The organism is Exiguobacterium sp. RIT594, assembly GCF_003339585.1.
Lineage (GTDB): Bacteria > Bacillota > Bacilli > Exiguobacteriales > Exiguobacteriaceae > Exiguobacterium_A.
In genome coordinates, this window is sequence record NZ_QPKF01000001.1 from 999,530 (window position 1) to 1,025,528 (window position 25,999).

Annotated in this window: 24 protein-coding genes and 1 riboswitch; of the genes, 10 read left to right on the plus strand and 14 right to left on the minus strand. The window is 50.5% G+C overall.

The genetic code is table 11. From position 1 onward, the window contains the following. Positions 1 to 122: 122 nt before the first annotated feature. Entirely contained in the window at positions 123 to 791 is a 669-nt protein-coding gene (locus tag DVG79_RS04995) for a hypothetical protein (protein WP_114595721.1), read from the plus strand. On the opposite strand, the gene DVG79_RS05000 is transcribed toward DVG79_RS04995, so the two are convergent. Beyond that, complete coding sequence (locus tag DVG79_RS05000; protein WP_114595722.1) at positions 777 to 1,625, minus strand: alpha/beta fold hydrolase; 849 nt, start codon at positions 1,623 to 1,625, stop codon at positions 777 to 779. The genes DVG79_RS04995 and DVG79_RS05000 overlap by 15 nt on opposite strands. 112 nt (positions 1,626 to 1,737) lie before the next feature. Here DVG79_RS05000 and DVG79_RS05005 point away from each other — a divergent pair, with 112 nt between their 5' ends. Continuing rightward, complete coding sequence (locus tag DVG79_RS05005) at positions 1,738 to 2,763, plus strand: helix-turn-helix transcriptional regulator (protein WP_114595723.1); 1,026 nt, start codon at positions 1,738 to 1,740, stop codon at positions 2,761 to 2,763. Positions 2,764 to 2,905: 142 nt separating this feature from the next. Beyond that, entirely contained in the window at positions 2,906 to 3,232 is a 327-nt protein-coding gene (locus DVG79_RS05010) for a hypothetical protein (protein WP_114595724.1), read from the plus strand. Positions 3,233 to 3,456: 224 nt separating this feature from the next. Here DVG79_RS05010 and DVG79_RS05015 read toward each other — a convergent pair whose 3' ends face one another. From DVG79_RS05015 to DVG79_RS05070, 12 genes are all read right to left on the minus strand, one after another. After that, complete coding sequence (locus DVG79_RS05015; RefSeq protein WP_114595725.1) at positions 3,457 to 4,431, minus strand: hypothetical protein; 975 nt, start codon at positions 4,429 to 4,431, stop codon at positions 3,457 to 3,459. Then, entirely contained in the window at positions 4,428 to 5,474 is a 1,047-nt protein-coding gene (locus DVG79_RS05020; RefSeq protein WP_114595726.1) for a DUF58 domain-containing protein, read from the minus strand. Before DVG79_RS05020 ends, DVG79_RS05015 begins: the two co-directional genes overlap by 4 nt. Before the next feature lies 1 nt (position 5,475). Continuing rightward, positions 5,476 to 6,384, minus strand: coding sequence for an AAA family ATPase (locus DVG79_RS05025; protein WP_114595727.1), 909 nt, complete (start codon positions 6,382 to 6,384; stop codon positions 5,476 to 5,478). A gap of 150 nt (positions 6,385 to 6,534) precedes the next feature. Beyond that, positions 6,535 to 6,750, minus strand: a complete 216-nt coding sequence (locus tag DVG79_RS05030; RefSeq protein WP_114595728.1) for a DUF3006 domain-containing protein — start codon at positions 6,748 to 6,750, stop codon at positions 6,535 to 6,537. Between the two features lie 15 nt (positions 6,751 to 6,765). Beyond that, positions 6,766 to 7,638, minus strand: a complete 873-nt coding sequence (locus DVG79_RS05035; protein WP_114595729.1) for a ComEC/Rec2 family competence protein — start codon at positions 7,636 to 7,638, stop codon at positions 6,766 to 6,768. A gap of 2 nt (positions 7,639 to 7,640) precedes the next feature. Further along, on the minus strand, positions 7,641 to 8,192 hold the full coding sequence (locus tag DVG79_RS05040) for a histidine phosphatase family protein (protein WP_114595730.1): 552 nt from the start codon (positions 8,190 to 8,192) through the stop codon (positions 7,641 to 7,643). 73 nt (positions 8,193 to 8,265) lie between these two features. Then, positions 8,266 to 9,060, minus strand: a complete 795-nt coding sequence (locus DVG79_RS05045) for a DUF3307 domain-containing protein (RefSeq protein WP_114595731.1) — start codon at positions 9,058 to 9,060, stop codon at positions 8,266 to 8,268. Then, positions 9,057 to 9,704: a hypothetical protein gene (locus DVG79_RS05050; protein ID WP_114595732.1), complete on the minus strand. Its 648-nt coding sequence runs from the start codon at positions 9,702 to 9,704 to the stop codon at positions 9,057 to 9,059. The genes DVG79_RS05045 and DVG79_RS05050 overlap by 4 nt, the downstream gene beginning before the upstream one ends. Before the next feature lie 237 nt (positions 9,705 to 9,941). Continuing rightward, entirely contained in the window at positions 9,942 to 10,412 is a 471-nt protein-coding gene (locus tag DVG79_RS05055) for an NUDIX domain-containing protein (RefSeq protein WP_233494529.1), read from the minus strand. Positions 10,413 to 10,742: 330 nt separating this feature from the next. Then, positions 10,743 to 13,148, minus strand: coding sequence for a DNA topoisomerase IV subunit A (gene parC / locus DVG79_RS05060; RefSeq protein WP_114595733.1), 2,406 nt, complete (start codon positions 13,146 to 13,148; stop codon positions 10,743 to 10,745). 1 nt (position 13,149) lies between these two features. Continuing rightward, positions 13,150 to 15,111: a DNA topoisomerase IV subunit B gene (parE, locus tag DVG79_RS05065; protein ID WP_114595734.1), complete on the minus strand. Its 1,962-nt coding sequence runs from the start codon at positions 15,109 to 15,111 to the stop codon at positions 13,150 to 13,152. Positions 15,112 to 15,277: 166 nt separating this feature from the next. Beyond that, positions 15,278 to 15,679: a CoA-binding protein gene (locus DVG79_RS05070; RefSeq protein WP_114595735.1), complete on the minus strand. Its 402-nt coding sequence runs from the start codon at positions 15,677 to 15,679 to the stop codon at positions 15,278 to 15,280. 425 nt (positions 15,680 to 16,104) lie between these two features. Here DVG79_RS05070 and DVG79_RS05075 point away from each other — a divergent pair, with 425 nt between their 5' ends. The 7 genes from DVG79_RS05075 to DVG79_RS05105 all read left to right on the plus strand — a co-directional run bounded on the left by DVG79_RS05075 (position 16,105) and on the right by DVG79_RS05105 (position 25,090). Further along, positions 16,105 to 17,145 carry a tyrosine-type recombinase/integrase gene (locus DVG79_RS05075; protein WP_233494530.1) on the plus strand — a complete coding sequence of 347 codons (1,041 nt, stop codon included), beginning with the start codon at positions 16,105 to 16,107 and terminating at the stop codon, positions 17,143 to 17,145. A 41-nt stretch (positions 17,146 to 17,186) separates the two neighbouring features. Beyond that, a complete protein-coding gene (locus DVG79_RS05080) occupies positions 17,187 to 19,820 on the plus strand; it encodes a DEAD/DEAH box helicase (RefSeq protein WP_114595737.1) in 2,634 nt (877 codons plus the stop codon). A gap of 351 nt (positions 19,821 to 20,171) precedes the next feature. Further along, positions 20,172 to 20,849 carry a 50S ribosomal protein L25/general stress protein Ctc gene (locus tag DVG79_RS05085; protein ID WP_114595738.1) on the plus strand — a complete coding sequence of 226 codons (678 nt, stop codon included), beginning with the start codon at positions 20,172 to 20,174 and terminating at the stop codon, positions 20,847 to 20,849. A gap of 91 nt (positions 20,850 to 20,940) precedes the next feature. Next, positions 20,941 to 21,039: riboswitch (TPP riboswitch) on the plus strand. A 105-nt stretch (positions 21,040 to 21,144) separates the two neighbouring features. Continuing rightward, positions 21,145 to 21,720: an ECF transporter S component gene (locus DVG79_RS05090; protein ID WP_114595739.1), complete on the plus strand. Its 576-nt coding sequence runs from the start codon at positions 21,145 to 21,147 to the stop codon at positions 21,718 to 21,720. Further along, complete coding sequence (locus DVG79_RS05095) at positions 21,717 to 23,279, plus strand: ABC transporter ATP-binding protein (protein WP_233494531.1); 1,563 nt, start codon at positions 21,717 to 21,719, stop codon at positions 23,277 to 23,279. Before DVG79_RS05090 ends, DVG79_RS05095 begins: the two co-directional genes overlap by 4 nt. Next, positions 23,245 to 23,970 (plus strand): energy-coupling factor transporter transmembrane component T family protein, encoded by a 726-nt coding sequence (locus DVG79_RS05100; RefSeq protein ID WP_114595740.1) that lies wholly within the window; start codon positions 23,245 to 23,247, stop codon positions 23,968 to 23,970. The genes DVG79_RS05095 and DVG79_RS05100 overlap by 35 nt, the downstream gene beginning before the upstream one ends. Before the next feature lie 88 nt (positions 23,971 to 24,058). Further along, the gene (locus DVG79_RS05105) at positions 24,059 to 25,090 is read left to right on the plus strand and encodes an FAD-dependent oxidoreductase (RefSeq protein WP_233494578.1); all 1,032 of its coding nucleotides are present in this window, start codon (positions 24,059 to 24,061) and stop codon (positions 25,088 to 25,090) included. Between the two features lie 68 nt (positions 25,091 to 25,158). Here DVG79_RS05105 and DVG79_RS05110 read toward each other — a convergent pair whose 3' ends face one another. Then, positions 25,159 to 25,977: an alpha/beta fold hydrolase gene (locus DVG79_RS05110; RefSeq protein ID WP_114595741.1), complete on the minus strand. Its 819-nt coding sequence runs from the start codon at positions 25,975 to 25,977 to the stop codon at positions 25,159 to 25,161. Positions 25,978 to 25,999: the final 22 nt, after the last annotated feature.

The window sequence follows — 25,999 nt, forward strand, 5'->3', positions numbered from 1 at the left end:
GATAAACCCGGTTGTGGAAGAGAAAGACACCGTACCGGAGCAAAGAAACAGAGGTTGGTTTTGAATGTCCGATTTGCGGAAAAAGACTAGAAGTATGCCAGGAATAGAGGAGGAACTGTCTGATGGAACGAAGTACGTTAATTGCCCTTGAAAAACATTTATATGCCATTCAACTTGAACTGGACGGCCTTGCCCGTCTAATTACCAAACAGTTGATGCAACTCAGTCAAGTCGCCGCTTCAGTCGAACACTTCCGGCGGATGAGCTTTGATTTATACCAAAAGCGGGAGACACTCGACCGGATCCCGCCCCAGGTTTTATATGAAACAGCGTTAGATTATGAAGATTTTCTCGATGAAGAGTTTGATGATATCCCACCATCCTGGGCATTACGTCAGGATGAAGCAGAAGCACTCGATCAGTTATGGTGGTTTGAGTTTTTCCGGATTCAGGCCGACGTGGAGGATTGGTTGAGTTTGTACCTGATTCGGCGTATTCGGGAAGATATCCGTTATGTGCCGCCGGTCATTGAAAAAAATGCGTACGCGTTATCCGATGATGCGCGGCAGGTTTTTTGGCGTCTGTTGCAACGATCCGTCGCCAAACCGTCTTCGAAAATCAAGGCCAACCAACTGTCTTGCCGGATGGGCATATCGGAGATTGCCCGGTACGCACGGTTTAACCTGGAACGGACACGCCTGGCGATTGAAGAACTGACAGCACGGGGCATCATCTCGATTGAAGAAGAAAATGAAAAGCTGAATCTTCGTGTTCGTCTACAAGTGATTTAAGGAGATGAAACGTTCAATCATGCGTTCATCGTGACGCGCAGATGGGCCGATCCAAATCAAATGACCGGGACTCGCCGACTCGATGAACTGGGCATGCGCAATCGCACGCCGGGCATAGAGGGCATGTTCGAAGGGAACGGCCCGGTCCGCCTTGGAATGGATGATCAGTACCGGACAGCGGATAGCTTGCAAAATCGGCCGGTCGATCTGTTGCGTCAAATCAAACAAGACGCCCCGCCCCGGTCCGTTCTGCAGTCCGACTTGATACAACAATTGTTGATCGACTCCATTCAGTTGACGCCGAATCTCGTCCCGTTGCAACAGGCTAGTCATTTCGACCATCCGGACAGACGCTTCTTGCGGAAATTTGACCAACTTATCTTTTACGTAATGCCACAGGACCCATTGCAGGAGCTGTAACGGACGTTGAAGGAGCGGTTGGACAAGCCACGCCTGATAAGGAAGCGAGATTTCGTGTGTCATCGCACAGGCAAGGACAAGTGAACGGACAGCCGGATTATTGCTTGCCAACGCAATTGCGGTCGGTCCACCGGCGGAAATGCCGTAGACGGTATAATGTTCGATGTGGCGCGAAGCCAGCCATCTTTTGTAAAAAGCAGCCAATTCGCTTGGCGATGAGGCGACATGGAGCGGTGTTTTCCCGTATCCCGGACGAGACGGAACGATGACCCGGTAACCGGCTTCGATCAATCGTTCCACATGATAGACTTCCCGGTAATCAGACTGTGTGCCATGAATCAGTAAAATGACGGGACCCGTTCCGCTGTCCCGGTAATCGAATCGGTAACCCTCCCAATCGGCAATGTGCTGCATCCAAATTCTCCTATCTCTTAAATATTTCCATATTATTGTTAATTTTCCTACCTATTTAAGGTATAATCCAAGTATAATCAAACATCTTATGGATAGGAAATGAGGATGCCCCGTGCCAAATGAAAAATTATCCAATCGGGATCGATTACTAGCGGTTCGAGAAATTTTTGAACAGTATTCCGATGAAGAAGAGACGTTGACATTGGAAGAATTAAGTACAGAATTGTCGAAAAGGGGACTGATTGAAAAGCTGTCCCGGAAGTCTTTAAAAGAAGATATCGCGGCTCTTGCCAAATCAGGTTTTGACATCCATGCGGAAGAAACTAAAAACGGTCTGGCGATTCCGTATCATCTGGTCAGCCGTCCGTTCGAATACCACCACTTGCGTTTACTTGTAGATGCGATTGCCAGTGCGAAGTTCATTTCTGAGAGTGAAACGGAAGTTTTGGTCCGCAACATTCATACTTTGACGAGTAAACGTCTTGCGAAAACGTTGACGCCGGTCATACATACCGTCAAGAAACCGAAAGGCGTCATTCCTTTTTCGATTGATACCATCCAAAAGGCCATCATCGAACAGGACATCATCAGTTTTCAATATCAGGGAAAGTTCAATGAACGGACTCGAAAATTTGAGTTACGGCGGGACGGCGACTATTATCTCGTTACCCCGGCTCATTTAATTGTTGATAATGGGAACTACTACTTGATCGGCCGTGATGAACGTGTCGAAGAAATTCGGACGTACCGGGTCGATCGCATCGTCAATTGCAGTGTTTTTGAACCGGCGCAGACACCGGTCGAGGTCGAATCGACGTATTTGAGCAGCATGTTCAATATGTACGGGGGAGAACAGGAACAGCTGACGTTGAAGTTCCATGAGAGCGTCATGCCGACAGTCGTCGATCGCTTCGGGACGGACATTCGTTGCCGGCGTTTAGAAGGGGACTGGTTTGAGGTCAAGGTGGGAGCACTGTTCTCTCAAGGTTTCATGATGTGGCTGATTCAGTTCGCGGAACAAGCGGAGATTCTTGAACCGGTCTTTTGTCGGGAAGCCTTTAAAAACAAAGTCCTGGAGCTTGCTAAAGTCTATCAAACGGGAATTGCGGTCAGTCAACCGATGAATGAGAGTGTCTAATACGATAGAAGCAGATCTTTTGCCGAACGGGGCAGAAGATCTGCTTTTGTCGTTTTTTGTCGTATATTCATATTTGAATATTTTTGAGCGGTTTTTCCGATTACCATTAAGGATATCTTATTTTTGTTACAGGAGGGGCATCATGCAACATATGGAAAAACCACGGATGGGAAGCGTTATTGCGGGCGTGTCATACCTCTTTTTTATCTGTCTGTCGTACACGTCTTGGTATTTATTATCGATTTTTGCATTTAATCTTCTTTTCAGTACAGAGCTCTTAATGTCGATGGATCTTGTAGTCTTCGGCTTTAGTCCTTTATTTGCATTAGGCATCACGATGTTTTCGCTGAAAGTGTTGAAGCGGCATGCTCAGCCGAAATTCGGACCTTACATATTGGTAATCTATAGTATCTCGACCAGCGTCTTGATTTATTACTCTATCGTCTACTCGATATTGCCGCGAATCTGACGAGGCTTGCATGGTGCGGTCTTTTGGAATATGCTACGGATAGAGTATTAGCATGTTTTGGAGGAGGGGATACGATGAATACACAGTATATCCTGGACTGGATGCCACTCGTGCTTCCGGTTGCTGCCATCGTCTTTATTGTCATCATCGCGCGTAAAGCGTCTAAAATTGATTCTAAATAAGCAAAAGAAGGTGTTCCGGTATCGGAGCACCTTCTTTTTGATTTAACGTTCGATTTGTTCCCGGACATACTTTCGGAACAGTTGGAGATCGTACGCCGGTTCACTGCGGCTGAATTCAATCCCGTCGAGAAGGCGTGCGTGGGCAACGGCTTCCGGAAAATCGATCCGCGTTAACCATTCGACGGTTGTTTCCTCGTGACGGCGCGGGAATGCCTGTTCGAGTTGTGAAGCGATTTTCAGAAGCGGATGCTGGCTGTGTTTTTTAATCGGAGCCGGTTGCTTCATCCCTGTCATCCGGACGACGGGTTCAGGTTCTGTGGAAACGACCTGTCGTTTCCGAATCAAATAGAAGGTGATTCCGACAGCAAGAATCGCCAACACAATCCCTGCCATGTTCAGATAAAACAGTGTATCGGAACTCATACTGGCCGCTTTCAGACTCTCTTGCGGGGCGATGTTTGATAAATCCGTCGCCTGCGCTCCCGTCTTTTGATCAATCTGTTCTGCGAGCGGTAACGTCCAGGTAAAGAGAGAGCCGAATGCTTCAAGTGCCGGACGGGTCAAGTTCGCGACAGAACCAAACAGTGCTTCTTTGAGCAAGCGGATCACGGTAACGAGGATCAGACTGCCCCCTAGAAACAGCGAGACACCTGCAGTAATCCGGCGCCATTCTACGAGATGCTGTCTTAAGAAGGGAATTGCCCATAACAGACCAAGCAGCAGATAGGTGCCGATCGGCGGAGAAAGGCCGGGGAACAACAGGGTCAGCCCGGTCAGCCCCGTCGCACTGATAGCAAATTTATACGGATGATCGACGGTCTCGAGCCACGCACCGACGGCGGTGGCGAGTAACAGCAGAATACTGATCAACGGAGAGACGAACAGAAACGCGATGGCCGCGACCAGTTGCACGCCAATCCGGATGTTGCGTGCCGGAATGACTACGAGCAGCGGGAAAATCAAAATAATGAGTGGTGCCTGCAGGAGACTGATGACGAGAATCCACCAGAGAATCATGCGCTCACCCCCTTGTGCCGGTGTCCAAGATGAATTTCCGCGGTCGTCGAGGGGACGGTCCGTTGAAGACGTTTCGTGAAATAGCGGCGTTCGAGCGGTAAATCATATTCTGAAATCCGGGCGAGACACTCCATCGTCCGCAAAAATTGGTCCTTTCCTTTTCCCGAGGGAACGTGATACCACTGCCCATCCCGGTTGACCATTGAAATCCAGAGACTGTACGAGGCGCCTTGTTTTTCAAGTTCCCGGATAATCGTCGCCGCCCGCGAAAGTAACTTTTCAAAATCACCGCGTAAGGCTAAACCGTCCGCGGACAGCCCATCAATGATGACGGCATAATCATGATTGCGCATCCGGTCATACTGATAGGAATACAGTTCTCCTGTTTTCGCATAAGCCGACCAATAGATCGTCTTCGCATCACCTGCGTAAGGGATGACGGAGTGAAAGCTCGACCGATCCGTGAACGGACTCGACCGGTCAATCGTGTCACCGGGAATTTGGCGTTCGTTCCATTCGACCGAGGCCGGTGCAAAATCCGGGAAGACATGCCCGAGTTGTTGAATCGGCAACGTCAAGTAGAGCGTCATCAGATGGAACGGGTCGGAAATCATGATATCAAACGACTGAATCCGGATCGTGCCCCGTTTGGCTGCCGTGACGTCGATTTGAAACGGGACGCTGGCCTGACGCGGAACAAAGACATGTTGACGCCAAAACTGGCTGCTCGCGTCCTCGATCCGGACCTGTTCCCCGAGAAGACCGGATACCGTCACTTTACCAAGGGAAAACCGTGTCGGATTATGGATTTCAAACGGGATGAGTAACGGATCGTCCCGGAAGGCGCGGACGGTTTCGACGAGCCGGACGCTCAGACGTGCTCCGAGGTACTCGAGGTACTTCGGTAAGAGGTAACCATATAATGTGTACGCGACGAGCAGTGTCGCAAGCAGGAGCGAGCCGTACAGCGTACAGATGCCGGCAGCGACGGCAATCCAAAATAAAATCATCGGATGAAAGGACTTCGGTGTAATCAATTGCATATTACACCTCGGTCGGAACAGTCAACGATTCCAAAATCTGTTGGACCAAGCGGCCGTTCGTCATCTTCAATGTCGCTTCAAGTGTCAGGACAAGCCGGTGGGCAAGCAGCGGCGTTGCGAGTTGCTTAATGTCTTCCGGTGTCACGTATGTCCGGTCATGCATCCAGGCCCGTGCTCGTGCGGCTTGCAGGAGTGCCAAGGTAGCACGGGGACTCGGACCGATTTCCACGTCACGGTGCGCCCGCAAGGCATCACAGACGTCGAGCAGGTAATCTTCGACCGCATCTTCGATCGTGACGGCCTGTACCTCCTGTTTCCAGGTATTCAGTTGCTCAAGCGGCAATTGGAACGTACTCGGTTGTAAGTGAGCTCCCTGCAACAAGGCTTTTTCGACCCGGCGATCAAGTGGAGCGAACGACAGCTTAAACAAAAAGCGGTCGAGTTGTGCATGGGGGAGGGGAAACGTTCCCTGACCGTCAAACGGATTTTGAGTCGCGATGACTAAAAAGTGTTGCGGTAACGTATAAGAGGTATCTCCGATCGTGACCTGTGCTTCACCCATCGCTTCGAGCAGGGCGGACTGTGTCCGCGGCGTCGTCCGGTTAATTTCGTCGACAAGAACGATATTAGCGAACAGCGGACCAAACCGTTGTTCGAATGAACCGGTCAACGGATTAAACAATTCCATGCCAAGCAGATCGGTCGGTAACGTATCCGCGGTACATTGGACGCGGGAAAACTTGGCATCAAGTGTATTGGCCAGTGATTTGGCCAGTGTCGTCTTACCGGTACCCGGCCGGTCCTCAAGCAGAACGTGACCTTCCGACAACAGACCGATCAGCAGATGATCTATGACATGTTCTTGTCCGAGGACTGCTTGCTTTAAGTTCGTTCGTAATTGTTGGAACATGGATAAATCCCCCTTTTTATTTCGTATTCTTAAAGTTTACGAAAATTCAGATAAAACTGCCAGTGATTTAAGTCTGTTTTCCAGATTTAGTGGTTTTACTAGGAGAGAAACGAAAAAATCCTTGACCCGGGACAGGTCAAGGAGCGGCACTTAGTCTTCAAACAGTTCATCCATTAAGCTGTCAATTTCCTGGCGGCGGTTATTCGTTTCGTCCCGGAGAATCCGGATCGAACGACCGCGCCATTCAAGCCAGTCGCCGATCGTTGCGGCACGGGGCAGACGCGAGCGGGGGACTTGAACCGTTTCACGGCTCTCCGTCTCACAAATTGCCTGATCCCCTTCAAATTCCGTGACGGTCATTTTCATCGTGAATCCTCTCCTTTACTCAGGGCGTAAGTCGGTCCGGCTTTTGACTTGAATCGTCTCCCCGTCTGACGTGTACTGAACGGTGCCCATCCGGTCCGTCCGATCGACCTGGATGCTTTCTGCCGCGAGCGCATTCATGACGGTCGGACGCGGATGACCGTAAGCATTACCTTCACCGGCTGAAATCAAGGCGCGGGAAGGGTGGACTGCTTGTAAAAAGGGAATCGAGGACGAGGTATCCGCACCATGATGCCCGACTTTTAACACATCAGCTTTTAAATCCATTCCGGATTCGAGCAAATCCTGTTCCGTCCGAATCGGAGCGTCTCCCATGAAGAGAAAAGTATTATTGCCATGAACGAGTTGCAGAACTGTACTCCAGCTATTTAAATCACGGGTGCCGTCGCGGAGCGGGGCGAGTAAGTTCAGTTTCACTTCGTCACTCGGAATCGAGACACCGGCCTTAGCCGTTTTAATGGTGATTCCTTGCCGTTTGACGGCGAGTAAAAAGTCCCGATAGGTTTCCGTCGTGTGGTTGACGCGTGGGGCATAGACTTGATCAACGGGCAGGGCATCGAGAATCGTATCGAGACCACCGATATGATCTGCGTCCGGATGTGTCGCGATGACGGCTGTTAAGCGGGTGATGCCAAGGTCCTTCAGATAGCGGACGACATCGTCTCCTTTCCCGTTGTTCCCACCGTCAATCAAAATCGTTTCGTTTTTCGTCTGAATCAATGTACTGTCACCCTGACCGACATCAAAGCCGTAGACGTGAATGACGGAACCTGATTCCGGACGATCACCAGGTGACGGTTCGTCGTCGCGTGTCATATAAAAGACGACAATCAGACACAAGGCAAGCAACAGAACGGAACCCCATTTCATGGCTATCCCTCCCGTTTCTCAAACAGATACAACATGCCGTTACGCGGATGACCGAAGCGGGGACCGACATACCCCCGTTTTTTTAAGGCAGACCGCATCAGAATCATCATACCGCCGTGTCCGACGAGCAGGACCCGGTCATGTTCTTGTTGTTCAAACGTCAACTGGTTCAGGAGAACCGTAATCCGCTCGTTGGCATCCTTGATTTCCGCTTGAATCCGCTTGCTGAAGGGGGCGACAAGTCGTCCTATCAACGCCCAGGCGAGAAACGGGAGGCGGATTCGCGAGCGGATGGTCGGGAATGGGACTTCCCGTAACAGGTCCGTTATGATGATGTCGTTTCCATATACACTTTTCGCTGTCTGAACGGCACGCGGCATACTGCTGGCGTAACAAATCGTCCAGTCGATGTTTCCGAGTTCAACCGGCTGGACATCGATGGTCGAGACGTCATAACGTTCAATCCAGGCCTCGATATCGGCTGCGCTGATCCAGCCTTTGGTCGGGTAACCCTCCGTTACCCGGTGGTGTCTGACTAATCCAATCTGTTTCATATGTTTGCGACGGTCGCTTGCATCAAGAAACCGTCCACCTCTCTTTCCATCTCTCTCTATCGTCTAGCTGTCATTATAGGGCAAGGCGGATCGCCATGCCGCACAGTAAGGCACCAAGAATACTCAGTAAACTGCCGATGATATAATATTCCGCAAAACGGCGGTCGTCAAACTGTTTAAAGCGGGCCAATGCCTTTAAGGCAATGATGAATCCAATGGCGCCCGTTGCATTGACTGCCACCAAAGAGACGATGATGGCCCGTTCGACGAGTCCGATGTAACGGCCGACGCCGTTGATTTCCGTCGTATAACTGCGGGCGGAATCCTCGACTTCATGCGTGACGGACCGCTTCAGACCGTCCAGTTGTTCTTTTCGTGTGACCTTCCGCTCAAAATGCGATTCAATCAAGCGGGGCGCAAAGGGGGCAAGCAGTGGGGCAATCCCGCGTCCGATTAACTCCGTTGCAATCAAGCCCCAGACGCTGATCCACAGGATTTGATCCGGTAACGTAAACGATGCCGGCCAAGCGACAGGGGTGAAAAAGAGGACGATACCGGTCAGAATCCCGATATGGAGCAATTGATCGATCCAAAAGGCAAGTGCCGGAGGCAACAGTCGCTTTAAGGGCGAACCGTCAAGCAAGGCATGTGTGACGATGATTCCGGCGCCGATCATCCAGGCCGTCTGACCAGTCACGTCATTCATCTGGTAAAAGAGTCCGAGGACGGCGGCTGTGCCGATGCTATGTATCGTTATATGTTCGAGTAATACCCGAAACGTGCGTTGTTTCAACTTCGCCATCCGTTGACTCTGGAACGGAAAATCCGCCAACAGATGGACGAGGAGCAGACTTAAGAGCAAAGTCATCCGATCGCCTCCCAGACTTGTAACTGGTTTAAGGCATCGATCAATGCCTGTTCGAGACGTTTACGTTGTTTACGTTGGGAACGGGCGACAAGTTTCGCGACATTCATCCGGGCATCTTTTTCGTGAAAGCCCATCTTCAAACCGATTTCTTCGTAAGTAGCGTCCGGATGCTGATCCATCAGCCGGTGTAATTCGATTTGCCGGTCCGTTTTGCCGAAATACGCCGGGTATAACATCTCGATATAACCGTTCAGCAGGGCGGTCGGCAAATAAGGCGGTCCGGCAAAGGAAATCCGGTTTGCGGTCTGTTTTGCCGCTTCCTGGGCCTCAAAAGCGAAAATGATGGCACTTCCGTTTGCTTCATCGGCATGAGTCGTCGATAACGTCTCATATTGACCGAATCCGATTCCGATATAACCGTTTAACGGTTGATTCAACAGCATCAACATGAGCGGATAACTGACGGCATATTCGTTGAATACGCCAAGCAGACTGTCACCGGACTTGATTTGAAACGGTACGAGTGCTGCCGGAAATGCTCGGTTCAGCTGATCCGCCAACCGATGCAGATCGGTTAATAATTGTTCTTTACTGGAATACGCACGGGAATTTTGAATATCAAATGAAACTGCAACAGCTTGCATACAGATCCTCCTTGTTACCGAATATGCGGTTACTTATCGGTTGTTACCGATTAAAGGGTAACAATAGATTTGTTACTGTATTTAGAGTAACAGGGAAGCGTAAAAAAACAAAGACTGATTCAAATCTTTTTTATTTTTTCTTTAAGTTAACATAACATATATTATCAATAGTTAATAATTATTGTCTCATAAGTCAGGTAAACTCAATATAGTGAGACAAAACAAAAAAACACGGGATTAACCGTGTTTCCGACAATCGTAATGATGTGTCCGTTCCAAGCGGCTCATCAAACGATCCAAGAAAATATGATGCCGGCGTTCGAGCTGCGTGATTCGTTCAAGCGGTAACCAGGCGAAATGGAAAAAATCACCGCAATCTTGACCGTCACCAGCAACACAATGCGTCCATCTGTTTTCCTGACATTCGATATGAGCATGATAGAAATACGTGTAATGCACCCGCATGCGTTCCGGATAACGCATTTCTTCTTCACCTACGTACTGGACGGTCGCGAGCGATAAACCACTTTCCTCGAGCGTTTCCCGAACTGCCGCTTCCTTGGCGATTTCGGCATCTTCGATTGTCCCGGCAGGAATTTGCCAATCACTGTCTGGAGCGGATTGCGGATGAAAAACAAGTAGTTCCCATCCCTCTGGTTGCTCCCGTGTGATATAGATTGCTACTTTTTCGCGTCTTCTGAATTTCATCGTCATCACCTCTCCAGTTGGCAGATGGCACAAAAGCAGCCGAGGAACATGTCCGTAGCTGCTTGATGAAACGAATCCTATAAGCTAAAGCTCCGAACTGCCCGCTCCACATACTTCGTGGTAATCTTGCCTGACCATTTTCTTTTATTGTAGCGGTTATTGGCGGTCGTTTCAATTTGTAAACGGGTGATTTGCCGATAATTCGAAGAAAAGTCTGATAAAGCGGTCAAAACAGGCGCCAGAAAGCTAGAAACGAACGGGAAAGAGCGACTTTACGCCATATTTCATAAAAAAAGACACCCCTCTATCAAAATGAGGGGCATCTGACCATCAAACGGTATACCAATCGAGAAGCGGACCGAATTTTTCTTCATCATAGGCAAACGAACCGTTTGATAACCGGTCGAGGAAGGACAACGATTGGACTTGAATCGTCTTTTCCTGCTCTTTTCCGATCAAAATCAGTTCTTTTGCTTGTGTGACGTCGATTAATGCCGCGACCTGATGCGGTTTTGATTTTAAATCACGTAACAGTTGTGTACCACGCAAGGCACGGTTCGAGACCTGGAACTGATCCGCCAGGCGCATCTTCTTCAAGGCACCACGTTGCGTCAACAGGACGATATTGGGTGCTTGTTTGAAGCCGATCGCTCCGGCGACGACATCCTGGTCACGCAGATTGATCGCTTTCACACCAGCTGCCCGGACACCGACGACCGGGACATCGTCTTCCGTGAACCAGAGACCAAATCCATGCTGGGTCGTTAAGAACAATTGCTCTTGTCCGGTAGAAACCTTGGCATACAGGACTTCGTCATCCGCTCGTAAACGGACACCCTGAAGCGGTTTTGACTTCCGCTGGGCATTGTAGTCGCTCAATTTCGAGCGCTTGACCATCCCTTGGCGGGTCACGAACAGACAGTGTGAGGTCTCGTCAAACGTCCGGACGAGGTCAACCGATAAAATCCGGTCGCCGGAATCAAGCGGCACGAGATTGGCGACGTGTTGTCCGCCGTCTTTCCACTTCGTATCCGGCAACTGATGGACCGGAATCAGGAGATAATTTCCCTGAACGGTCCAGACGATGACATGATCCGTTGTCATCGCTTGTCCTTGATACAGGAGACGGTCCTGCTCTTTCATCTCCGGCAAATCGTTGGTCGCTCCGAAAGAACGCATCGAAGAGCGCTTGATATAGCCGTTTTTCGAGACGAAGACCATTGTTTCCTCGACCGCGATCATGACTTCCGTCTTCAGTTTCAATTCTTCGACTTCCGCTTCAACCGTCGAACGCCGGTTATCCGCAACCTGCTCTTTTAAGACCGTCAATTCCTTGATGATCAATCGGTTCCGCGTTTTTTCGTCGTTTAGAATCTTCTCAAGACGGGTGATTTCTTTTTCGAGTTTTGCCGCTTCGTCCTGTAATTCGACGATATCGGTGTTCGTTAACCGGTACAACTGAAGCATGACGACCGCTTCTGCCTGGCGGTCCGTGAAACTGAACCGTTCAACCAGCTTGTCTTTCGCTTCCGATTTGTTGGATGCGGAACGAATCAACGCAAGTGTCTCGTCGAGGACTGAAATCGCCGTCATCAAGGCAGAAACGACCTCTTGGCGGCGTTTCGCCTGCTCGAGATCAAACGACGTCCGGCGGATGACAACATCCTTGACGTGGCTGAGGTAAGCATCAAGCAGGGCAAGAACGCCCATCTGACGCGGTGTCCGCTCGTGAATCGCGACCATGTTGTAGTTATAGGCGACTTGCAGATCGGTCTGCTTCAAGTAGAAGTGAAGCACCCCTTCTGCGTCCGCTTCTTTTTTCAGCTCGATGACGACACGAAGACCGTCGCGGTCCGTCTCGTCGCGGACTTCCGCTACCCCTTCGACTTTACGGTCCAGGCGGAGTTCTTCCATCCGTTTGACGAGGTTGGCCTTATTGACTTCATACGGGAGTTCCGTAATCAGGATTTGTTGGCGCCCGCCGCGTAACGTCTCAATCGTTGCCCGAGAGCGGATGATGACTTTGCCACGTCCGGTTTCGAACGCTTTTTTGATCCCGTCAAGCCCTTGGACGACTCCGCCGGTCGGGAAATCGGGGCCTTGCATGTGGGTCAATAAATCATCGACGGTATGAACCGTTCCGGAAATTCGGCCGATCGCGGCATCAAGGACTTCACCGGCATGGTGCGGCGGGATTTCCGTCGCATAACCTGCTGAAATTCCAGTCGATCCGTTCATTAACAGATTCGGTAAGAGAGACGGAAGAACAAGCGGTTCTTCGGTCGTATCATCAAAGTTCAATGTATAATCGACGGTCTGCTTGTTAATCCCGTCTAAAATCAGACTCGATACTTTCGACAAACGGGCTTCCGTATACCGCATTGCTGCTGCACTGTCGCCGTCAATCGAACCGTTATTCCCTTGCATGTCGATTAATGGATAACGCAGTTTCCACTCCTGGCTCAAGCGGACCATCGCTTCATAGACCGATGAATCGCCGTGCGGGTGATAGTTACCGATGACGACGCCTACCGTTTTCGCAGATTTCCGGTAAGCGCGGTCGAACAGGTTGCCTTCCGTATGCATCGCGTACAAGATCCGGCGTTGAACCGGCTTCAAGCCATCACGTGCGTCCGGCAAGGCCCGGTCCTGGATAATATATTTCGAGTAACGTCCGAACCGGTCCCCGACGACTTGCTCGAGGGACAGGTTCAAAATGTTTTGCAGGTTAGACATATCAGTTCACACTCTCTTTCGTCACATGTTCATTTTCAATGATCGAGAGGTCTTCCGTCAGTCCGAACGCTACATTGTCTTCAATCCAGCTCCGGCGGTGTCCGACATTGTCGCCCATCAGCACGGAAACTCGTTTCTCAGCGACAGCTGCATCATCGATCGTGACACGAATCAACGTCCGTGTATCGGGATCCATCGTCGTTTCCCATAATTGCGGGGCATTCATTTCACCAAGCCCTTTATACCGCTGAATCATATAGCCTTTACCGAACTTTTTCGTTGTTTTCGCCAGGGTTTCTTCATCCCAGACGTACTCGAACTTCTCGGATTTGCCCTTCCCTTTCGAGACACGGTAGAGCGGCGGCAAGGCGACGAAAACTTTTCCGGCATCAATCAACGGACGCATGTAACGGAAGAAGAACGTCAATAACAAGACTTGGATATGCGCCCCGTCCGTATCGGCATCCGTCATGATGATGACTTTGTCGAAGTTGCAATCGGACAGGTCAAAATCTGCTCCGACGCCACTCCCGATCGCATGGATGATCATATTGATTTCTTCGTTTTTCATGATGTCGGCAAGTTTGGCTTTTTCCGTGTTCAGGACTTTCCCGCGTAACGGTAAAATCGCCTGGAACGTCCGGTTCCGGCCTTGTTTGGCTGAACCGCCGGCAGAATCTCCCTCGACGAGGAACAATTCATTTTTCTCAGCATTTTTCGACGCGGCAGGAGTCAGTTTCCCGTTTAAGATGCTTGAACGTTTCTTTTTCTTGCCATTGCGGGCTTCTTCGCGGGCTTTCCGCGCTGCTTCGCGGGCTTGAGCGGCGCGGATCGCTTTTTTGATCAGGAGGGTCGCCGTTTGCGGGTTTTCCTCGAGATACGTCGATAAGCGGCGTGTGATGACGGCGTCACAGCTCGTCCGGGCTTCCGGTGAACCGAGTTTTGATTTCGTTTGTCCTTCGAATTGCAGGAATTCTTCCGGAATCCGGATCGAGACGATCATCGTCAGTCCTTCACGGATATCATTACCATCGAGGTTTTTATCTTTTTCCTTAAGCAGCGTGTTTTTGCGGGCATACTCGTTCATCACCCGTGTCATCGCTGTTTTGGCACCGACTTCGTGGGTTCCGCCGTCGCGTGTCCGGACGTTGTTGACGAACGACAGGACGTTTTCCGAATAGGCATCCGTGAACTGGAAGGCGATATCGACTTCGATCTCATTTTCCGTTCCTTCAAAGGCGACTGTCGGATGTAACGTATCTTTGTCGTCATTTAAATAGCCGACGAATTCGCTGACGCCGTCTTCGTATTGGAACGTGTCCGCTTTGTCCGACCGTTCATCGGTCAGGGTGATTTTCAGACCTTTCAGCAGGAAGGCTGATTCACGCAGGCGTTCCGCCAACGTATCGTAATTGTATGTCAAAGTGCTGAAGATTGTTCCGTCCGGCTTGAAATAGACGCTTGTTCCTTTTTGGCGCGTCGTTCCCGTTTCAAGCAAGGTCGTTTTCGGAATTCCCCCGTCTTCGAACGTTTGCTCAAACTGTTTCCCGTCGCGGTAAATCGTGACTTTTAACTGTGTCGACAGCGCGTTGACAACAGATGCCCCGACACCGTGCAGTCCGCCCGATGTTTTATAACCGCCTTGACCAAATTTACCGCCGGCATGAAGCACCGTGAAGATGACTTCCGCCGTCGGTTTTCCGGAAGCATGCATTCCGGTCGGCATACCGCGCCCGTGGTCACGGACCGTGATTGCATTATCTTTATGGATGATGACATCGATCTGTTCCCCGAATCCGGCCAGCGCCTCATCAATCGCGTTATCAACGATTTCATACACCAAATGGTGGAGTCCGCGATGATCGGTCGAACCGATATACATACCCGGGCGTTTCCGGACTGCTTCGAGTCCTTCTAATACCTGTATGGCATCATCATTATAATTGTTTAAATCTGTCGCCATGTTTTTCACCTCAAATAGAAAAACGTCGAATATTCCAAACGTTCGTTCGTTTTTCTAGTAGTCTGTATCTAATTGTAGGCATCTTCTTGCTATCTGACAAGGATAATCTAAAAAACAAATAAAAAAGACACCGGCGTTCAACGCTTGGTGTCTGGTCAAATCCTGTTCATAGATACTGATGTTCAATTTTAATACACCGGTTTTCGATGTACGGAATGCCGGCGCCGAGGGCTAAACTTTCTGCTTCGACACTCGATAATCCGAGTTGATTCCAAATCATGCCGACGTCACCGTGAGCGACGGCATCCTTCGCAGCGTCCGCCAAAAACTCCGAGCGACGGAAAACATCGACGATATCGATACGGCCCGGGATGCTGGCGACACTCGGATACACTTTCTGGCCGTTCCATTCATTTAAGGTTGGATTGACCGGAATGACTTCGTACCCGTGTTGGACGAGATAATCGGCAATCCAGTTCGCCGTTTTTCCGGAATCGCTCGATACCCCGACGACGGCGATCCGTTTCGCTTCTTTTAACAGCTGACGTGCTTGTTGATCTGAAATCATATTATTTCCCCCTTATGTTAAATACAAGATAGTCTTAATCTATATACCCGATTCAATTTGGATTAAGCCTTTCAACTGGAGGAAGGAACGCGTCCAAAGTGTAAAAATCAAAAACGGTCTGTACGAAAACGAGACGACCAACTACCCGTCGGATGGAATTTCGATGCAACTGAGAGCGAAATGATTTTTTTGCGGAAAATAATCGTTTTAAAAGTTTACATAATACTATTATTGTATTTTATTGCAGTTATAACGATGAAAAGCTGATTTGCAACGAGTCGAATGATTACCCGTCTGCACAGTTTTCGATGCAACTGAGCGCTCTCTGTCTGACAATTTAACGTTGCGTGAAATAACTATTTCACGCAAACTAGTGTACCAACTACCAACGTTTGGTATACTCATGACAGAGAGGGGATAGAATGATGAGTTTATTTAAAAACCTGGGAAAAACCGTGAAAACGGCCCCCCTTCCCGCCCATACGATCGATCTTCCGGGATATGTCCGGATGCCGGATTTTATCCGGTCTTACATCGATCATCTGGCGTCGAAAAATTTCTCGAAGGCGACGATGCGGCGGTATGTGTATGATTTTGATTCATTTTTCCAGTTTGTCGCGGAAGCGTCGGGGGAAGCGATTGAAGCGCGCGATATCACGCAGGAAGCGTTTCTTGAAATTGATGGGTCCGGGATTGCCGCTTATGCGGAATACTTAGCCTTAACAAAGCAAAATGCCCCGAGTGTCATCAACCGGAAACTGTCGGCACTGCAGTCCTTGTTCCGGCATTTGATCGATATCGGGGTCCTGTCGGAAAATCCGGTCGCAAAAATCAATCGTCCGAAACAGGCGAAACGAGATCCAGTCTACTTAACAAAACGGGAATGGGATGAGTTGATCCAACTGTTGCCGTCAAATATCGAGATGAATGCCCGGGAAGCGGCCCATTATGAACGGGATCGTGTCCGGGATATCACGTTGTTCCAGGTGCTCGGTTACAGCGGCATGCGGCTCAGTGAAATGACGCAATTGACCTGGAGTGCCATTGATTTTCACGAAGGAACGATTCGGGTCATCGGAAAAGGTAACAAGGAACGGGTCATTCCGCTTGCGAAGCCGGTCCGGGTCGCCTTGCGGAAATACGCCGCACACTATAGTCTGACTATGCGGGGACCAGAGCCGATTTTTCAAAAGCAAGGCAAAGCGCTCAGTCCCCGGGCTGTTCAACATATCTTAAAACGCCACGTTGACCGGTTGCGCCCCGTGCTGCCGTTTTTGGAACGGAAACAGATCACACCCCATAAATTACGGCACACGTTTGCGACGCGCCTGGCGACAGGCGGGGTCGATGTTCTGACGATTCAACAATTACTCGGTCACGAATCGGTCGCGACGACGCAGGTTTATGCCCACATTGGTGATCAGGAGAAAAAACGGGCAATCGAATTATTTGATAGTGAACGATAATTGTATTATGTCACCTAAGTAGCACGGAAAGGAGAACTTGGATGAATTATGGATTAAGTGAACGGAAAATCAAACAAATGTCGGATACTTATGCCTTTCGTCGCGGGAAACGTTACGTCGCTGCCAAAAAAGTGACATTACGGAACTACCAATCCGGTGATCTGCTCGTCGAAGCCGCCGTGCAAGGTGAATCCGTCTTTACGGTCACGGTCCGCGTGAAGGAACACGGTGTTGATGCCGGTTGCAACTGTCCATCGCTTGCAATGGATCAATCGTTTTGTGGGCATATTGTCGCCGTGCTGTTAGCGATGCATCATGTCCAAGTCTACGGCACACCTGCCGGAAAGCAGTCGTTGATTCGTCCGTTTGCGACGACGCGACAGACGGAAGACGCAGCGGTAACGGCTTATTTGCAAACATTAAATAAGACGGAACGGGCAAAAATCAGGTTTGATGTCAACGGTTCGGCAGTTGTGATGGAAAGTATCACGGCACAACAGCGGTTTACGATCAGTCCCGCCTATTTCGACCGACTCCTGCACACGGGTGACCACTTACGGAGTTTGGCCGATGTTTGGCTCAGTCCCCCGCTCAAACAGCGTCTCGTCAGTGGTCCGCCGGTCGTAGAACTGGCGCTCGACCGGGAAGCTGGTGGACTTGAACTGCTCGTGACGTTTAGCTATCGGGGGGTTCGGATCAATCCGTTACAAGAGACGGATTGGCTCGGGCGCGATGTATCGCTCGAAGGGGCCATCCTCCGCTACGTGACGGAGAGTGGTTTTTCCGAGCAGAACGGTCGCTATCGGTTAGAGGAAGAAGCGGCAGAATATCAATTTCTGAAAGGTTTGCTCGATCCGCGCGTTGTTTACGGGGAACTCGTCGTGCAAGTGACGGAAAGTATCCGCCAATCCTTACCGAGCGGACCGTTTCATCCGCGGATCGATGTCGAGACGACCGACCGCCTGGATTGGTTAACCTTCCGCTTTTCCATGGACGGGATTCCGGAAGTGGAACTGAAACAGGTCTTGCAGTCGCTTGTCACCCGGAAAACGTACCACCGGTTAAAAAGCGGTCAGTTCGTCTCATTTGAGACCCGGGCGTTCGAACAGTTGCAACGTGTCTTTCGGCAACTCGAAGCCACGGAGCAGGACCAACTTGAAGCGATTCTTCGCGCACCGGCCCTGCCGAACCTTAAACATCTGGTCGGCGCCTCCTTCTTGCATATCCATAAACAATTGACGGAACGGTGGCTCGAGCTGAAAAATGGAACCGGTGTCTACCTGAACTTCCCGGAAGTACTCGACCGGCACTTGTATCCGTACCAACGGGCAGGCATCCAGTTCATGGCGAATCTCGCCGGGCATGACGGGCACGGGATTTTGGCGGATGAGATGGGACTCGGGAAAACGATCCAGGCGATCGGTTATCTCGAGACGCTTCCACCGGGCCGGATGTTGATTGTTGCCCCTGCTTCACTCCTTCACAACTGGCAGGCGGAACTTACACGATTTGCCCCGACGAGAACGGTGCATCTGTTGACCGGAGCGCGGAAACAACGGTTGAAGCAGCTTGAAACGTTACCGGCGGACGGGATTTTTCTGATTTCCTACCCGTCGTTACGGGCCGACATGGAGGCACACCAGACCGTCGAATACGATGTCGTAATTTTCGATGAGGCACAACACCTGAAGAATCCAACGTCACAAACCGCTGTCCGCTTGCGCCGTATTCGGGCGAAACGTCGGTTTGCCTTGACCGGAACGCCGCTTGAAAACCGGACCGATGATCTCTGGTCGATTTTCCGGGTCATCTTCCCCTCCTTGCTGCCGGACTTACAGACGTTTCAAACGTGGTCGCATGACGAGATCAAACGATTCATCCGACCGTTTCTGATGCGCCGGACCAAAGGCGAGGTGTTGCAGGATTTACCGAAGAAGCGGATTGTTCACCATTATACGGAACTCGGTCCGACACAGAAAAAGCTTTATGCGTCCTACTTATCTAAACTGCAACTGGAAACATTGCAGCATCTTGACGAAACGAAGCGCGAGGACCGGATCAAGTTGCTCGCCGGTTTAACACGTTTGCGGCAGATTTGCTGTGATCCGGCGTTGTTTGTCGACGGCTATACAGGCGAATCAACAAAACTGGAACGGTTGCTTTTGTTAATTGAAGAAAAATTAGCCGCCGGACACCGGCTGCTGATTTTTTCCCAGTATACGAAGATGCTCGGTCGGATTCAGGAGCGGTTGGCCGAGCGGCAACATAACCACTTTTTATTGACCGGTGAGACCCCAATCGAAGACCGCGTCTTGATGTGTGACCGGTTTAACGCTGGTGAAACGGATCTGTTTTTAATTTCCTTGAAGGCTGGCGGAACCGGTCTGAACCTGGCGACGGCGGATACCGTCATTTTATACGACAGCTGGTGGAATCCGGCCGTCGAACAACAGGCGGCGGACCGGGCCCACCGATTAGGGCAGCAGTCTCCCGTCGAAGTGATTAAATTACTGATGACCGGGACAATCGAGGAAAAGATGGCCGAATTACAGGATCGAAAGGCTTCGATGATCGATGCCGTCCTGTCAGACCAAAAACCGGACGCACTGACGATTCATGAGCTTGTCCGACTGCTGGAGGATCCCCCGGTTCCGGTCGACCTGACAGCCGATTAACAATACAAATCAAAGAAATCTCCAAAAAAATAAAGGACCTTCAATCCGTTGCCTATCAACAGGTTTGAAGGTCTTTCGACAATCAAATTCAGAAAAAAAGGTTTTAACTTTTGAAAGACAGGGGTATATCTACATTAGCACCGTACAACACGGTCGCTTTTCAATTATTGTTTCTCAATATCAGCGTAATGACCTGGGAGAGAAATGCTACTTACTCACTTCGTTTTTCATTTCTGAATGAAATCCAATGAAACTAGCATTTAGCGCACGATTTTCTATATGGGACCCGCTGTCCCACTCCTACATGCATTACCTTTTGAGGGCTATACCAAATTCAAGGGGGAAATGAACATGTCAGTAACATTAAAAGTAGAAGAACGCGAAGTACGCCCACGCTCACTTAGAAAGCAATTACGTCATGAAGGAAAAGCTCTTGGTGTCGTGTATGGCTACAAAGTGGAAAGCACGCCAATCGCATTTGATGAAAAAGCATTGGTCAAAGTCATCCGTGATCACGGTGAAAACGTCCTGGTCGCTCTTCAAATCGGCGGCAAGAAAGTCAACACGTTGATCAACAAGCTTGATATGGATATCTTCACACCAACAATCAAACACGTTGAATTCATCGCTGTTAAAATGGATGAAGAAACAGAAGTCGAAACGGATATCGTCCTCGTCGGCGAAGCAGCCGGTGCAAAACTTGGCGGATTCCTTTCACAAACACTCTTTAAAGTAACAGTTGCTGCAACGCCAGATAAATTACCGGAACGTATCGAAGTGGACGTGACGGATCTTGCAATCGGAGATTCAATCACAGTAGCTGATCTTCCGGAAGAAAAAGATTTCCGTGTTGTCACAGAAGGTGACATCCAAGTCGCAGCTGTCGTTGAATCGACACTTGAAGCTGAACTTGAAGAAATCGAAGAAGCTGAAGCTGAGGCACAAGCAGCTGACGCAGATGCATCAACAGACGATTCAGAACAAACTTCTGAAGAGCAGGCTGAAGAAAACAAAGAAGACAAAGAATAATGGTTTCTCCCCTCCCCTCGCGGAGGGGTTTTTTTATGGGGATTGACAAGTTAGAGCGTCAGACGTACAGTGAAAGCTGTACACTATATTACACATCCACTAGGGGAGCCAGTTGGCTGAGACGATTCACTTCGGACCCTTTGAACCTGATCTAGTTCATACTAGCGTAGGAAAGTGGAGCGGAATCCTCGTGCTCTTTTTCTGCCTCCGTGCAGGTTACACGACCGCTCTCTTTTCATAGAGGGCGGTCTTTTTGTGGTTTCTTTGTGGGTGTGCATTTAAAGGAGAAGTGATTATGAACAGTTGGAAAATGAAAGAAATCATCGTCATGATGATGCTCGCCGTTGCGTGCGGCGTTCTCTACTTAGGCTGGTCGACGTTATGGTTGCCGATCTCCGCTATCTTCGGCCCGGTCGGCTCAAACTGGATGTTCGGCATCTGGGTCATTGCCAGTCCCCTCGTCGCCTACATCATTCAAAAACCCGGTGCCGCATTGATTGCCGAGGTCGTCGCAGCAGCGGTCGAATTGTTTACCGGCAGTCATTTCGGCTTGTCCGCCTTATTGATTGGCCTGGCGCAAGGCATTGGAGCGGAAGTTGCCTTTGCCTTGTTTGGTTACCGGACATTCAACACCTTTACCTTGATGCTGTCCGGTCTGTTTGCCGCAGTCGGCAGTATGGTCTATAGTCTGATCGTCAATGGGTTCGCCTACTATACGACGACCACTCTTCTGTTGACGTTTTCACTGCAACTGCTCAGCGGGGCCTTGCTTGGCGGATTACTTGCGAAAGTCATTGTCGATGCTCTCGTTAAGACAGGGACACTGAACGGCTATGCCATCGGACGGCAACGAAAGCAGCGTGCCGCATGATGCAGTGCGAGCACTTGACAGTCCGCTATCCGGATCAGGATTACCCGGTCTTACACGATTTGTCGGTTACGATCGATAAAGGAGAAACGACATTGCTCGTCGGTCCAAGCGGCAGCGGCAAGACGACCTTTTTACATGTCCTCGCCGGTCTGATGCCGGAGACGATTGAAGCCGATGTCAGCGGTGAATGGACGACGGACGGAACCGTCGGGATGCTATTCCAACAGCCGGACGATCAGTTTTGCATGCAGACGGTCGGGGCGGAAATCGCCTTTAGTCTGGAGAACCGGCAGATTGCCCGCGGTGAAATGGAGGACCGTATTCGGATCGTGTTGACACGGGTCGGACTCGACCTCGCCTTGACGACGCCGATTGCCGAGCTGTCCGGCGGGATGAAACAACGGCTCGCTCTAGCCTGTGTGTTGGCACTCGAACCGGACATCCTGTTACTCGACGAACCGACGGCGCAACTTGATCCGCACGGTCAACAATTGATGATGGAGCTGATTGAAGAATTACACCACGATCCGGATGTAACGCTTGTTCTGATTGAACATCAACTGGAGCGTTGTGTGACGTTCGCTGACCGGGTGCTGGTTTTTCAAACCGGACAGATCCGTCTTGACGGACCGCCACGGGACATCTTTTCAGAGCATCGGACCGTTTTTTTGACTAAGCTCGGGATTGCGATACCGCGCCTCTACCCGTATACACTCGGAACGATGCCGGCCGAGGTCGCGGCAGAACGGGAGCTCGATCGTCCGCCTGTCCGCGAACCCGTGTCAACCGAACCGACATTTGATCTTGTTGACGTGACTGTCCGGTACGGAAAGCAGACGGTTCTCGAGCGGATCTCGCTGACCGCCCACGCCGGAGAATGGATCATGCTCGTCGGACGCAACGGGGCCGGTAAAAGTACCCTGCTTGAGACATTGGCGAAACTGTTGCCGGTGCAAAGCGGAACGATTCAGTTGTTTCAGACGGACTTGAAGAAATGGCGGGACCGGATGTTTTACCGGCAGGTCGGCTTCGTCTTTCAGCAACCCGAGTTTCAGTTTCTTAAACAGACGGTTCTTGACGAGCTGGCAATCAGTTGTCCATCACCGTCGTCCGGTCAGATGAACGACGCCTTGCAGCATTATCGATTGGCGGATGTCGCCGCCCAGTCGCCGCTCGCGCTCAGTCTTGGTCAAAAGCGGCGTTTGAGCGTCGCGACGATGTTGCTCGAACGAAAAGCTGTCTTGTTGCTCGACGAACCGACTTTCGGACAGGATGCCGAGACGACAGCACAGATCATCGATGTCTTACGTCAAGCCTGTGCAGCCGGGACGACGCTCATCATGGTGACGCACGATATGGAGCTGGTATACCAACAGGCGGACCGGGTGCTCGTCCTCGGTTCGGGAAACATTCAATTTGACGGTTCACCGGAGGAGTTATTTCAGGAAACCGAGATTTTACGCGACAATCAGCTGTTTTGTCCGGTGTCCTACCGGTATCAGCAACAAAAGGAGGGGATCCGTCATGCAGGAAAACCATTCATGGTTCGCTCAAATTAATCCGTCCGTCAAACTGGCGGCCCTGCTCTATGTCATGCTGTTGTTGATTTCGACGTCCCGGCTGCAGGTGACATTCGCCTTGCTTGTTCTTGCTGCAGTCGGCGTATGTTGCTCCGGCTGGCAGCTGTCGACGCTGTTCCTGCGGCTCATGCCTTACAGCGTTTTATTCCTGCTGACGTTTTGGATGATGGCCACATTCGGTAAAGGAGAGACGGAACTGTGGACGTTCGGTTGGTTTCGGATTACGGAAGAGAGCCTGACTCACGCCTGGCTGGTCGCGACACGGATGCTCGCCTTTGTCCTGTTGAGTGTAACGTTCGTTGCGACGACTGACGCAACACGGTTCGTCATGAGTCTGATTCATCAATGTCGTCTGCCAGTTCGCCTGGCCTACGGGTTTTTAGCCGGTCTCCGTTTCATTCCAATCTTTCGGCAGTCGATTCGAACGATCCGTCAAGCGCGCCGTGTCCGGCAACAACGGTCATTTTGGCCGTGGCAAACGTTTTTTGACATCAGTCTGCCGTTGTTTACGACCAGTATCCTCCGCTCGGAACAGATTGCGATTGCGATGGAAGCCCGTCAGTTTCGGGTAAATCGGACCTATTATGTCGAGCCGGTCGTGACACGAGGGGATCTTGCCTTTCTGTTGATAATCGTCACGCTTGCGACGTCGCTTCGCCTTTTTGTCTGACAAGCAGAAGATTACGTCCTCTCAGTTGAGGGAATCATATTCTCAGATGCAGAGAATTCAAAAAAAGCAGGTGAATGTCGTGAAACGAATGGTCTTAATCGGCGCAGGTCATGCGCATTTAGAATGCATCAAACAAGGGAGTCATCCGGAAATCGACTGGATTGTCGTCACCCCCTCCCGTTATCAGTATTATTCCGGCATGTTTTCCGGACTTGCGGACGGAACCTATACACTCGACGAGACACGCATCGATGTCAAAGCGTTATGTGAACGGCACGGTAAGACGTGGATGGAGGACCGGGTTGTGCGAATCGATGCCGCCAATAAACACGTTATCTGTCAGTCCGGACAGGTCGTGCCGTACGATATCGTGTCGTTTAATATCGGTTCGAACGACTGGGAAGCACGCACCCCGAACCACGTTACGATCAAACCGAACTATCGTATAGAACAAGCGTTACAGACGTTCAGGAGTGCCGTCTCCCCTGTCATCGTCGGCAGTGGTGCGGCGGCCGTCGAGATGGCGGCGTCCTTTCAGTCAAACAGTACACCGGTCACCCTGATTCATGAAGAACCGTTGCTCAGCGGTCATCCGGCCGGTCCGGAACTGGCCGCGCGACTCGATCAGTTGGGTGTCAACCGAGTCATTGACCGTTTCGAAACGCTTGATGGCCAAACAGCAACGCTCCAATCCGGCCGCTTGCTCGAGACGGATGCCGTTTTGTTTTTAGGCGGTGCAACGGCGCATGAATTGTTTCGGGTATCCGGTCTGTATTGTGATGACCGCGGATTCTTACTGGTGCATGAGACGCTGCAGTCACTCGAGGATCCGTCCATCTTTGCTGTCGGTGACTGCGCGACGCTTCCTGCCTATCCGGAAACGCCGAAGAATGGTGTGACGGCGGTTCGCCAGGCACCGCTGTTGCTTCAGAATCTGATCCGATACGTGAATGAAGAACCGTTACGGACGTTTCGACCGCAACGGCGTTATTTGACGCTTCTTGCGCTCGGTCATCGCCAGGCTACCCTGCTGTACGGGCGATTTTACCGAACCAATCGGCTCAGTTGGTACCTCAAACAATGGATCGACCGGAGATTTATTAAGAAGTATACGGAGTAGCGTCCACAAATAAGCCCTATCCGCTTTTCCTCTAAGAGGAGCGGATAGGGCTTATTGAGTGAGTTGAATCAGACAGTCTGATTTGATTTTAAATAAGCGACCAGTGTTTCCGTGAACTTCTCACGTTCATCGAGGAACATTCCGTGTCCGCTCTCTTCAAAGACTTCGAGGCGTGAACCGTTGATGTTTTCATGCATGACTTCGGCAAATTCAAACGGACAAACTTTGTCTTGTTTACCGTGCATGATGAGCGTATCGACCGAAATCTTCGGCAGACCGTCGCGTAAATCTTCGTCCCGTAACGCAATCGCCGATTGAATCGTACCGTGGGAAGAAGCTTCGACACTGAGGTTATGGAACCATTGTTGAAGCGGTTCCGGATGTTCTTTCGCAAAGAAGATTTCCCCGAATCCCTTCAGCATCGACGGACGGTCCTGTTTCGTATCCTCGATCAAGGCATCGACTTCCTCTTTCGTCATGCCGTACGGATAACCATCGCGTTGCGTGAAGACCGGTGCGGCTGCTCCTGCCAAGATCAATTTCGAGACGTTGGATTCCCCGTGGTTTAAGAGATATTTTAACGCGATTCCGCCGCCCATCGAGAAACCGAGTAAGGTGACGTTCGTTAATTTCAATTGCTGAATCACTTCGTTGATATCCGACGCCATCGTCGTATAGTCATATCCGGTAGCCGGCGCATCCGATTTTCCGTAGCCGCGGTAATCGACGCCGATGTAGCGGTACCCTTCTTCGAGCAGACGGTTTTTTTGATATTCGAACATGTTATTGTTGGCCGGCCATCCGTGTAACATAACGACCGGTTGTCCTGAACCGATATCTTCTACATAAATCTTCGTTCCGTCAACTGCTTGAATAAATGTACCCATCTGTGAAAACCCCCATTGTTTT